This is a genomic window from Nostoc sp., from assembly GCF_041747015.1.
Taxonomy (GTDB): Bacteria; Cyanobacteriota; Cyanobacteriia; order Cyanobacteriales; family Nostocaceae; genus Nostoc.
In genome coordinates this window covers 17,455-29,035 of sequence record NZ_JBGTFY010000011.1, presented here as the reverse complement: position 1 = coordinate 29,035, position 11,581 = coordinate 17,455, and the positions used below count along the sequence as shown (strand labels likewise).

Annotated in this window: 9 protein-coding genes and 1 pseudogene; 8 read left to right on the top strand and 2 right to left on the bottom strand. The window is 42.6% G+C overall.

The annotated features are described in order from the left end of the window. From ACEW80_RS00940 to ACEW80_RS00905, 8 genes and pseudogenes are all read left to right on the top strand, one after another. Positions 1 to 283: pseudogene (locus ACEW80_RS00940) on the top strand (histidine kinase); the annotation flags it as partial. A gap of 144 nt (positions 284 to 427) precedes the next feature. Further along, positions 428 to 886, top strand: a complete 459-nt coding sequence (locus tag ACEW80_RS00935; protein ID WP_373524797.1) for a BON domain-containing protein — start codon at positions 428 to 430, stop codon at positions 884 to 886. A gap of 253 nt (positions 887 to 1,139) precedes the next feature. Then, entirely contained in the window at positions 1,140 to 1,574 is a 435-nt protein-coding gene (locus ACEW80_RS00930; protein WP_373524796.1) for a CAAD domain-containing protein, read from the top strand. A 349-nt stretch (positions 1,575 to 1,923) separates the two neighbouring features. After that, on the top strand, positions 1,924 to 2,331 hold the full coding sequence (locus ACEW80_RS00925; protein ID WP_373524795.1) for a hypothetical protein: 408 nt from the start codon (positions 1,924 to 1,926) through the stop codon (positions 2,329 to 2,331). 1,073 nt (positions 2,332 to 3,404) lie between these two features. Beyond that, entirely contained in the window at positions 3,405 to 4,787 is a 1,383-nt protein-coding gene (locus ACEW80_RS00920) for a CmpA/NrtA family ABC transporter substrate-binding protein (RefSeq protein WP_373524794.1), read from the top strand. Positions 4,788 to 4,828: 41 nt separating this feature from the next. Then, entirely contained in the window at positions 4,829 to 5,668 is an 840-nt protein-coding gene (gene ntrB / locus ACEW80_RS00915) for a nitrate ABC transporter permease (RefSeq protein WP_373524793.1), read from the top strand. Between the two features lie 167 nt (positions 5,669 to 5,835). After that, positions 5,836 to 7,839: a nitrate ABC transporter ATP-binding protein gene (locus tag ACEW80_RS00910; protein ID WP_373524799.1), complete on the top strand. Its 2,004-nt coding sequence runs from the start codon at positions 5,836 to 5,838 to the stop codon at positions 7,837 to 7,839. Between the two features lie 157 nt (positions 7,840 to 7,996). Next, positions 7,997 to 8,851 (top strand): nitrate ABC transporter ATP-binding protein, encoded by an 855-nt coding sequence (locus tag ACEW80_RS00905; RefSeq protein ID WP_373524792.1) that lies wholly within the window; start codon positions 7,997 to 7,999, stop codon positions 8,849 to 8,851. 93 nt (positions 8,852 to 8,944) lie between these two features. Here the strand turns inward: ACEW80_RS00905 and ACEW80_RS00900 are convergent, their stop codons facing one another. Both ACEW80_RS00900 and ACEW80_RS00895 read right to left on the bottom strand, forming a co-directional pair. After that, complete coding sequence (locus tag ACEW80_RS00900) at positions 8,945 to 10,510, bottom strand: metallophosphoesterase (RefSeq protein WP_373524791.1); 1,566 nt, start codon at positions 10,508 to 10,510, stop codon at positions 8,945 to 8,947. A gap of 88 nt (positions 10,511 to 10,598) precedes the next feature. Then, positions 10,599 to 11,570: a YegS/Rv2252/BmrU family lipid kinase gene (locus ACEW80_RS00895; protein ID WP_373524790.1), complete on the bottom strand. Its 972-nt coding sequence runs from the start codon at positions 11,568 to 11,570 to the stop codon at positions 10,599 to 10,601. Positions 11,571 to 11,581: the final 11 nt, after the last annotated feature.

Here is an 11,581-nt window from a genome sequence, read left to right as displayed (position 1 = left end):
GGCACGAGTTTATGGCGATCGCTTCCAAAAAGGCGACTACTTAGTAATTATCGATGGTACGGACGCTGAAATCCACCAAGCTGAAGCAATTCTCAAACGTCGAGGTATTGAAGAATTCGCTATCTATGATGCCACTGATGTAAGTGATGTTCGCCCAGATATGAACCGAGTGACGGATCACCCCACACCAGTTGTTAATAGCGATCGCACCAATTACTCAACAGAGCCTCATAAAGGCGATCCTAGCGTAGTCATTGTTGACCGTCGTGATGAAAAGCTCTAACCTAAGGTAGTTTTTAATCACACTAATTCCCCAAAATTGCAGGAGCAAGAAGTTAAAAGCTTTGCTCCTGACTAAAAAAACTTGCTCCTCACTTCCGCCGTAAATATCAACAAACTTCACTTTTCGATTCCGAATTAAAAGTATATGCAAAAGCTAACCCCTTTCTTAATTAGTTGCCTTTTAGTTTTTGGTGTTGCTGCTTGTGATAACGCTTCTAAAACAAGTGAATCTGCACCCAATAATCCTAATGAAGCTCCTCAATCACCAAGCGTACAAACAACAGAAGCTTCTCAACAAGACGCACAAAGTGAAGTTCGGAGAAAACAACTTGATGCTGATATCCGTGCCCGTGAACAGCGCAATAATGTCACTGGTGGCGATGCCCAAAGAGCTCAAGGTGACTTATCAAGTGAAGTTCGCTCCAAGTTGGAGGCGAACATACCCAAGAGTCAACTAACAGTTGAAGCAGCAGACGATGGAACCGTTACTGTTGGAGGTACTGTCAACAATCAAAAGGAGTTGGCTAAAATTGAACCTTTAGCTAAGGAAATTAAAGGTGTCAAAATTGTAATTATCAAAGCAACAGTTGCCCCGCCGAGATAATCAGGTAGCTAACAACAAATTCAACTGAGCAGGTAGGCATAAATAAATTTATATACTCCTGCTCAGTGTTAATTGTTAGTTATTCTCACTCCTGATTGTAGTAAGACTTCCCCCTCCGAGTGACGCTCGTGCCTCGCTAACGCCAGTTACTCATGGGGGAAACCCAAAACCACACTGGCTCACAACTGACGGCCAATTATATTTATTGACGCTCAGTCAGTTATAAAAACTCTTGTAATTACCGAAAAAAATTATGGAAACCCAACAACAGCAACTTGAATCCATCAATTCAACCTCATCACAAGGTATGCTAGCACTTGAAGGTGCAGATACTGAAAACTTGCCCAGACTACCACCAGCGCGTGAGGCTGAATCTCAATGGCAGGCAGTTAGCAGAAAAATTTCTCAATTTTTAGAACAATTGCCCGAATACTTAAGTAGCTTTTTTAAAGATTATAAGCAGCCTCTAATAACTGTTGCTTTAATTTTGGCAGCGATTATTACAGCAAAGGTAGTACTAGCAGTACTGGCTGCAATTAATGGTATTCCATTGCTATTACCAACTTTTGAGTTAATTGGAATTGGTTACGCCACCTGGTTTATTTTCCGTTATTTACTTAAGGCTTCAACTCGGCAAGAGTTAGCCGAGGAAATTCAAGTATTGAAAAACCAAGTTATAGGCGAATAATTTTCCTAACGCTTAAATTTAATACAGCAATCCAAAGGTTCGCATTCCCGACTTCTCTAAAAAGTCGGGAATTTTGTTATCTTATTTTGGACGCAAAATGCAGTAGAAGCACAATAATGTTTACTGGTTTAAGTGTCAACTTTAGCAAAAACCCTTGTCTTACACAGTGAACGTAAATTATAAATATTTAACTGGACTTAAGATTAGTCTTTTGGATACATCAAAAGATAGAGAACATCACATTATTTTTAATTTTAAGTCACTTCTCAAGATAGTAGATCGAAGATGAGAAACGGTCTAATCTAGTTTTTGAAGTTATTTAATAGATTCTTTAACGAGGACATAATTTATGACTAATGAAGGAGTTAAGAAAGGTACAGATTCATCTGATCGAGCTGAAGCAGATAGTTACGATCGCGGCATCATCCCAGCTGAAACAGCAGCTCGAATCAAAAGGGAAGGAGATAATTACAAAACACTCCCCACAGAAGAGGGACAGGCAAGTTCAACCACCGATAACCAAACCGATCCGGCAAGTATACGCACCACTGACGGTTACACTGTGGACAAAGAAGGTTTGTTGAACAACTATGCAGTTGAACCGGAAATGTACTACGAAGAACCGGGTGATGCACGCAAACAAGCAGCAGAAGATACTGCTCAACGCGTTGAAGAACTGGGAGAAATCAATCAGGACGAGGAAGGCAAGTTGACAGAAAAGGGTGACAAGCGGGGTAGAGGTCCAGGAATAATTTAATTAACAACTATCGCTTTTTGCTGGGTGCAATTACACCAAAAAAAGTTAACAAGGCAGCTTATAGAGACGCAATAATATTGCGTCTCTACTTTTTGGGGCTAATATTTTGAGAAGTATTTTAACGTTAGTTCGACGACCTTAATCAAACATCCTCTAAGCTCGACTTTATCCATTTTTCCCTTCGGGTCATCACAAAGGTAAGCGGTCGCTAAAAAATGCGGGTTTTGATGCATACATAACATTTAAACACAGCCTTGGTGAATACTGGTGACTCGCGCAATACACTGAGACTGCAAGACAATTGTGTGTATCGAGGGGGAAATAGAGCTATTTTTAGCGGGGGATCAATAAGTGCCTAAGATCACAGACAATCACTTTTCAAACAACCTCTTAGACCTATATCAATAAACTGACACTATTGATAATCAACCTGAGCAACTCAAAAACTCACCTGCTAAGGCTTGTATCTTACCAGGCAAGGATTTTAGTTTAAGGTAGGGAGAGAGGTTCGTCGAACTCACTTTATGTTATGTAACGATGCGTGATAGCAAAACCGTAACATCCGGTTCAGATTTACTAGCAACTGAATCTTGAATTATTTATAGATAAATTATGAAATTGCTCAATCATAGTCTAAATATAATAGTCATCATCAAGAAAAGTATATACATTAAAGTTTATTCCTAAATCATAGTCTAAATATAATAGTCATCATTAAGAAAAGTAGATATATTAAAACCTATTAGTAGAGTTAAGAAAAATAGATAAAGTTTTACTTATACATTCAATCTAATATTTATTTAATAATTATCGGTTAAAGATGAACCAATTTGGATTGAAAGCCTGTAAACTGATTTCAACAAATAAATGATGCTTTGCGTCACACCAGTTTACAAACGATAACTTTTTGTAAGCTTTTGCTAATAGGTGGTTGAAATAGTCATTGATGAAATGGCTACAATCACTTCACGAACTATAGCTTGATTAATCATTAATAGTGCAAGGAATATTATCTTTTTCTTGCCCTAAATGTCATAGCTATAAGAAATAAAAACTGCATTCTAGGAGATGTTATGACAGGAATTTTAAATCAATCTTCCCGCCGTAAATTTATTTTAACAGCCGGAGCATCGGCGGGCGCTTTGCTAATTAAAGGATGTTTGGGTAATCCTCCTGAAAACCTTACCGGTGGAAGCACTCAAGCACAACCAATCGCTCAACCTGTTGCTAACATTAGCCCAGAACAAGCACCAGAAACTCCTACAATCAAGCTAGGATATATACCCATTGTAGAAGCGGCTCCTTTAATTATTGCTAAAGAAAAAGGCTTTTTTGCCAAGTATGGCATGACTGATGTTGGTCTTTCCAAACAAGCTTCTTGGGGTGCAGCTAGAGATAACGTCGAAATTGGTTCTGCTGGTGGTGGAATTGATGGTGGTCAATGGCAAATGCCTATGCCCCATTTAATTACTGAAGGTTTAATTACTAAAGGTAATAAAAAGATTCCCATGTATGTTTTGGCGCAATTAATTACACATGGAAATGGGATTGCGATCGCAAATAAGCACCAAGGCAAAGGTATAAGTTTACAACTCGCCAGCGCTAAGTCCCTATTCAAGGAATTAAAATCTTCAACACCTTTCACGGCTGCATTCACCTTCCCTCACGTCAACCAAGATTTATGGATTCGCTACTGGTTAGCAGCCGGTGGTATAGATCCAGATGCAGATGTCAAGTTACTCACAGTACCAGCCGCTCAAACTGTTGCCAACATGAAAACAGGAACAATGGATGCCTTTAGTACGGGCGACCCTTGGCCTTATCGCCTTGTGCAAGACAAAATTGGCTATGTAGCAGCATTAACCGCAGAAATTTGGAAGAATCATCCTGAAGAATACCTCGCCATCAGAGGCGATTGGGTTGATAAAAATCCCAAAGCTACCAAAGCAATTTTAAAAGGAATTATGGAAGCCCAACAGTGGTTAGATAATTTTGATAATCGCAAAGAAGCGGCTAAAATTCTGGCTGGACGAAATTATTTCAATCTTTCTTCACCAGAAATTCTGGCAGATCCATACCAAGGCAAATATGACATGGGTGATGGTCGCAAAATTGCTGATAAATCAATGGCTGCTTACTACTGGAAAGATGAAAAAGGTAATGTTTCTTATCCATACAAGAGTCATGACTTATGGTTCATAGTTGAAAACGTTCGCTGGGGATTCTTGCCAAAAGATTACATTGCCAATAATGCCGCTAAGGCTAAGGAACTTATCAACAAAGTCAACCGTGAAGATATTTGGAAAGAAGCTGCAAAAGAAGCTGGTATTACTGCTGCTGATATTCCCACAAATACATCCCGTGGTGTAGAAGAGTTTTTTGATGGCATCAAATTTGACCCCGAAAAGCCAGAAGAATATTTGAAGAGTTTGAAAATCAAAAAGGTCAGTGTTTAGTCATTGGTCATTAGTTATTTGCATTTGAGGAACACAGCATCATGACACTCGCCCAAAAACGCCCTGCAAGTCCTAGATTTAGTAATAGCTTTATATCCAGTCTGCAAAAGCAATTTCCTGAACTGATACCTCCAACGATCGCAATCACAATCTTCCTGATTATCTGGCAACTCTTCGCTTGGACTCCCGGTGCCACATTACCAGGTCCAATACAGGTTATCCAAGACACTTGGGTTTTGATTTTGTGGCCATTTTATGACCGAGGTGGCATTGATAAAGGTCTATTTTGGCAGATTCTCGCTAGCCTGCAACGAGTCGCCATCAGTTATACTCTAGCTGCGATCGTTGGTATTGGCTTAGGCATTTTGATTGGGGTTAATCAAACAATGTCCAAAGCTTTAGACCCGATCTTTCAACTACTGCGGACTATACCACCTTTAGCTTGGGTACCAATTTCTTTAGCAGCTTTACGACAAAACGAACCAGCCGCCCTGTTCGTAATTTTCATCACCGCCATTTGGCCTATCTTAATTAACACTGCTGTCGGCGTTACCCAAATTCCTCAAGATTACAACAATGTTGCCAAAGTTCTGCAACTTAGCCGCAAAGAATATTTCCTTAATATTTTGATTCCGGCGGCATTACCCTATATTTTTACCGGGTTGAGAATTGCGATCGGTTTAGCTTGGCTAGCGATTATCGCCGCAGAAATTGTCATGTCCGGTATTGTCGGCATCGGCTTTTTTATCTGGGATGCTTATCAAAATAACAATGTCAGCGAAGTTATTTTAGCTCTAGTTTATATCGGTGTTGTTGGGTTGGTGCTAGACAAAATGATGGTTTGGCTTCAAAACAAGATTCTGCCAACAGAACAGAAATAGTCATTAGTCATTAGTCATTGGTCATTTGTAAAAAACTAAGGACTAATGACCACGTACTAAGGACTAATACTTCTCTACGAGAGGCTGCGCCAACGACTACGCTACTTCGACGCCGCTCAGTACAAGTGGCGAAAGACAAAGGACTAATGACAAATGACAAAGGACAAATAAGTATGTTCGTAGCTGTTGACCAAATTGACAAAGTTTTTAATCTTACTGGCGGTGGTCAATATATCGCCCTCAAAGGAATTGATCTGCAAATTAAAAAAGGGGAATTTGTTTCTCTGATTGGTCACTCCGGTTGCGGTAAATCCACTCTATTAAATATGATTGCTGGTTTGGATTTGCCTACTGAGGGTATTGTTACCCTAGAAGGACAAAGAATCACCAAACCCGGCCCAGACAGGATGGTGGTGTTCCAAAATTATTCGCTATTACCTTGGCGGACGGTAAGAGAAAATATTGCCCTCGCTGTGGACTCGGTAATGAAGGGTTTATCCGCAGATGAACGCAACGCCATTATCGATAAACATATAGATATGGTGGGTTTGCGTCCTCATGCTGACAAACAGCCGGGAATGTTATCAGGTGGACAAAAGCAGCGAGTTGCGATCGCCCGCGCTTTAGCAATTCGTCCCAAGTTACTATTGTTAGATGAACCCTTTGGCGCGTTAGATGCTTTGACTCGTGGAAATTTGCAAGAACAACTCATGCAAATCTGCGAAGAAAATGAAGTCACGGCTGTGATGGTAACTCACGATATAGATGAAGCAGTGCTGTTGTCTGACAGAATCGTGATGTTAACCAATGGCCCAGAATCCAAAATTGGCGACATTCTAGAAGTGGATATTCCCAGACCCCGCAAACGCATGGAAGTTGTGGAACATCCCAGTTACTACAGCTTGCGGAGTGAGATGATTTACTTCCTCAATCAGCAAAAACGCATTAAGAAAATTCGGGCTAGGAAAACTGCGGACATTGTTCGTCATGGGTTAGAAAAAGTTAACTTAGAAATTGGCTTTTTACCCCTTACCGCCTGCGCCCCCTTAGCCATTGCCAAAGAAAAAGGCTTTTTCACCAAGCATGGTTTAGATGAAGTTAACCTCGTGCGAGAAAGCAGCTGGCGAGGAATTGTCGATGGTATAACTGGTGGTTATTTGGATGCTGCCCAAATGCCTTCAGGGATGCCGATGTGGTTAACATTGGGAGGACATAACAACCAACCTTTGCCAGTTGTCACTGCCCTGACCATGACTCGCAACGGTAACGCTATTACCTTGGCAAAACGCTTTTACGACCGGGGTGTACAAACATTATCCGACTTCAAAAGATACCTGCTTCACACCCGCGACCAACGGCACACAATGGGAGTAGTACATCCCGCATCCATGCACAATCTTCTGCTGCGTTACTGGCTAGCGGCTGGCGGGATTGACCCCGATGAAGATGTTGACATGAAGACCATTCCACCAGCACAGATGGTAGCTGACTTGCAAGCCGGAAGCATTGATGGTTACTGCGTCGGCGAACCTTGGAACTACCGCGCTGCTGTCGAAGGTGTTGGCTTTACCATCGCCACCGATTTAGAAGTATGGCTAGGACACCCCGGTAAAGTTCTCGGTGTGCGAGAAAAATGGGCAGAAACTTATCCTAATAGCCACATTGCTTTAACTAAAGCTTTGCTAGAAGCTTGCCAATACTGTGCAAATCCTGAAAATGCCCAAGAGATTCGGCAAATTTTGGCTGGACGAGATTACGTCAGCACCGATTTAGAGTACATCCAACTCGAAGAGAGAGGTAGTCTCACTTGTAGCTTAGATCATCCATTGCGAGACTATGCTCATCACCAATTTTATTCCGAGTCTGCTATTAACCGCCCTAGCCGCACCGAACAAATTTGGATTATGAGTCAATTAGCGCGTTGGGGTGACACTCCCTTTCCCCGAAATTGGGTAGAAGTTGTTGAACGGGTGTGCCAAGTGCGTGTATTTAGCACTGCTGCACGAGAACTAGGTTTAGATATCAGCTACACCCGCCAACCCATCAAGTTGTTCGATGGCACACCTTTTAACGCCGATGACCCAATTGCCTATCTTAACAGCTTGCAAATTAAACGCGATTTTTCTGTTGCGGAAGTCATCCTTGATTCACCTACAAGAAGAGTAGCTTGATTCAAATTTCAAGCAATAGTAACGGAAACTCGACGTCGCTAGTAGATTCTGACTGCTGTACGGGCGAACAACCGTACCCTACGGGAACGCTAAAAGCGAACATCCCTACTGAATTCTTCTTTAATTCAACATTTACTTTTTTAATTCACAAATCACCATGCAAAACCATCGTTCGAGTGTTACCAGCATAGCTAGAGAACCGTTAACAGACACAACTAGCCGCCAACCTTTTCTAGAAATTAAAGAAGTTACCAAAGTCTACCCAACAAAGAAAGGCCCTTTCACTGTCCTCGATGGTGTTAACCTCAACGTAGAACGAGGCGAGTTTATCTGTGTTATTGGTCACTCTGGCTGTGGCAAATCAACGCTGCTAAATATGGTATCGGGTTTTAACTTTCCCACTTCCGGGCAAGTGTTACTAGAAGGGCAGCCGATCACTCAGCCAGGCCCAGACAGAATGGTGGTTTTCCAAAACTATGCCCTGCTACCTTGGCGCACTGCTTTTGAAAATATTTACTTAGCCGTTAACGCCGTTTACTCTAATAAACCAGAGGCACAAAAAAGAGCGATCGTCAGAGATCATCTAGCAATGGTGGGACTAGCTGACGCTATGGATAAGAAACCAACTCAAATGTCCGGCGGTATGAAACAGCGAGTTTCTATTGCCCGTGCTTTGGCGATTCGTCCTAAAGTCTTAATTTTAGATGAACCTTTTGGGGCGTTGGATGCTATTACCAAAGAAGAGTTACAGGAAGAACTGCTGAAAATTTGGAATGAGAACCGCTGCACAGTGTTGATGATTAGCCATGACATCGATGAGGCACTATTTTTAGCAGACAAATTGGTGATGATGACTAATGGTCCCCATGCCAAAATTGGCGAAGTCATGGAAATTCCCTTTTCTCGCCCACGCGATCGCGTCCGCATTATGGAAGACCCACAATACTATCAACTGCGTAACTACGCGCTGGATTTTCTCTTTAACCGCTTTGCCCACGATGATGTTGGTTAGCTAAATAAGCTTTTTAAGCCTCTCTCCAAAGCGGGGAGAGGTTTGCAGAGGGTCAGACTAAATGCATCGAACTCATATTGTCTTAATTACGAATTACGAGATGATCAGCGGCTCAAGTTCCCGATTATGCCATTGCCGCTGATGCCATTCTGCAACGAAGGGACGGACAATAAACTTCGGCTGGCCATCGCCTTTAACGTCAATGCGTAAACCTGAGTAAGGTCGTCGCTTCTGAGAACCTTGACCATTGCGACCAACGAAGAGATGCGATCGCGCCACTAATCTATTTTCATTCCCAAAAGTTTCCATCAAATCTGCACCCTCAGCCCTCTGTCGTCGCAGACTAAACCCACTACCGCCACAAACAATCCAGTGGATATGAGCATCAGCGTGTCCCGTATCCATTGTCTCAAGGTGTTCCAAGCAGTGCGCGTGACCATTTAATACTAAATTGACTAAAGGACGCCCCTGAGTTAGAGAACCTACTTTTTTAGCCACCGCATCTAGAACACCACGGAGGCGATCGCGAATGATCAGAGTTTGTGCTTGTTGCCACTTTGTCGCCTCGGTAACATAGGGAGGATGGTGGAAATAAATCACCCGTCCCCGAACTTCGGCAGTATTCCATGATTCAATTAATTTCTGCTTCAGCCATTCCAGTTGTTCAGTGTCAGTCACTATTGTTTTGTCAGTGGCTAGTTGCTTATCGATATCGACAATCATTTCTTCAATTTGTGACAGATTGGACTGCGAGTCGTCTAATTGGTCGGCTTCATGAGGCTTTTTGGGATCAAGCTTTGCTGAATTCTCAATGATTTGCAGCTTTTCTTGCTCTAAATCTTCACGACGTTTTTCCAAGACTCTGCGATCAAAGTCACCTTTTTTTGTTTTAGGTAGGGGCAGTGGATCGTTAAATGTATTAGAATCCAAGGCAAAGAAGTCAATACCGTTATAGCGAAAAGTGTAGTAGCGATTAGGGAGACGGGTAAAGTGTCCAGGTTCATAGTAAAGACAACGACCTGTATCTGTCTTGGCTGTGTAGTGCTTATCTAAGTGGCTGGCTAACTCTCCCGGAAGCTGAAACGCCTGAAGATAGTCCATAAATGCCCGTGCGTAGGCGTCACCCGTTCCTGAGCCATGCAACCCCACATCTATATCTAACCGCGATCGCAACAGTCCACGAATGGGTAATGTTGTCAAGGAAGCCAAGCCCAATAAAATTGGCAAGTTATAGTAATCGTGATTTCCCGGTACAGGTAAAATGGGCAGCTTAAAAACCATCTGGTCATAGGCAATTCGTCTGGGATGCTCTCCACCCAAGATAAACTCTCGGTAAGGCTCGATGAAATTTTGCTGATAATACTCACTCGATCCCACCAAATAGATCACGTCCCCCGTGTGCAGCATAAAACTGCATTCATTGTGATGAGGCAGCAAGAGTTCAGCCACCTGTCGTTGGGGATTGTGTCCCCCGTGGCTTCCAGAACCACTATCACCGATAACTAAAAATGAGAACTCAGGATTGTCTGGTTGACTATCTTCCAACACCAACCGAGTTTGGTCGATGTTTCGTTCCACAATTAACGGGTCTTGCCACCGCACTCGCTGATTCATTTTACGAATCTTTTTGGCGATCGCTGGATCAGATACAAGTTTCAATGCAATTTACTCCTGAATCTTCAATTGAAAGGGAGCAGGGAAGCAAGGTTGCAACAAATCTTTCCCCGCTACCCCATGCCCCATGCCCTCATTCTCCCACTGTGTCTTTCATCTCAATAATCAAATTAGGGAGTCCCTCCAATTTTTCGGTAGGCTCAACTTCTTCTACTAATGGCACAAAAATTTTCAAACCCGCTGGTACACACTTTATTTCTACAGGTGTTGTACCCCCTATTTCACCATCTATAACAACCTTTTGCGGTGGGTTAGTCGTAATTTTAAATTGTTTGGCTCGCAGGAAACCAATATCATTCCGTTCTGTTGCGTTGCCCGTAGAAGCTGTTTGGAATAGATGAAATGTAGCAGCGATCGCTCCTGCCTTGTTAACCGGAGCTACAATCGTTAAATCTAGTAATCCATCATCATAAATCAGACCTGCTGAACCCTGAGCTAAGACTGAAGTGGCAGGCGCGGCATTTGCTACTGTAACTGCACAGGCACTAGTTTTAATTATTTTGTCTTCAGTTTCAATTTCAACATCAAAATTTTTTAAGTTTCTTAATTGCTGGATTCCTGCCAAGACGTAGGCCATCATCCCAAAGCGATTCTTGGCTTCCCGGTCTGCCAATTCTACAGTTTCAGCTTCAAAGCCAATACCTGCTAAGAGTACCATTGGTTGATCGTTGCAATAGGCTACGTCTACATTGCGGGTTGCTCCCTGTAGAATTGTCTCACACGCACCTGCGATCGTGTCAGGAATTCCTAAAGCTGTGGCAAAAGCGTTTGCTGTTCCGCGAGAAATGATCCCAAATGGGATCTCAGTACCCATTACAGCCGCCGCCGCCGCTGAGAGGGTGCCATCTCCCCCCGAAGCAATAATTGCATCTACCCCTCGCTCTACTGCTGCATAGGCCAGTTCGTCAGCGTCGAGTTCTTCAGTTGTGAGATAAATATCCAGGTCAATATCTTGCTCTAATATTGCCCGAATTTCTGCCAGTTCTAGGTCTGGGTCACCTTGACCCGCAACTGGATTAAAGATAAGGCAGGCGGAACGATTCATAAAGTATAAAA

What these genes read in the sequence shown, in the direction of transcription:
- ACEW80_RS00935 (WP_373524797.1), top strand. Translation starts at nt 428, where the DNA reads ATGCAAAAGCTAACCCCTTTCTTAATTAGTTGCCTTTTAGTTTTTGGT.
- ACEW80_RS00930 (WP_373524796.1), top strand. Translation starts at nt 1,140, where the DNA reads ATGGAAACCCAACAACAGCAACTTGAATCCATCAATTCAACCTCATCA.
- ACEW80_RS00925 (WP_373524795.1), top strand. Translation starts at nt 1,924, where the DNA reads ATGACTAATGAAGGAGTTAAGAAAGGTACAGATTCATCTGATCGAGCT.
- ACEW80_RS00920 (WP_373524794.1), top strand. Translation starts at nt 3,405, where the DNA reads ATGACAGGAATTTTAAATCAATCTTCCCGCCGTAAATTTATTTTAACA.
- ntrB (WP_373524793.1), top strand. Translation starts at nt 4,829, where the DNA reads ATGACACTCGCCCAAAAACGCCCTGCAAGTCCTAGATTTAGTAATAGC.
- ACEW80_RS00905 (WP_373524792.1), top strand. Translation starts at nt 7,997, where the DNA reads ATGCAAAACCATCGTTCGAGTGTTACCAGCATAGCTAGAGAACCGTTA.
- ACEW80_RS00895 (WP_373524790.1), bottom strand. Translation starts at nt 11,570, where the DNA reads ATGAATCGTTCCGCCTGCCTTATCTTTAATCCAGTTGCGGGTCAAGGT.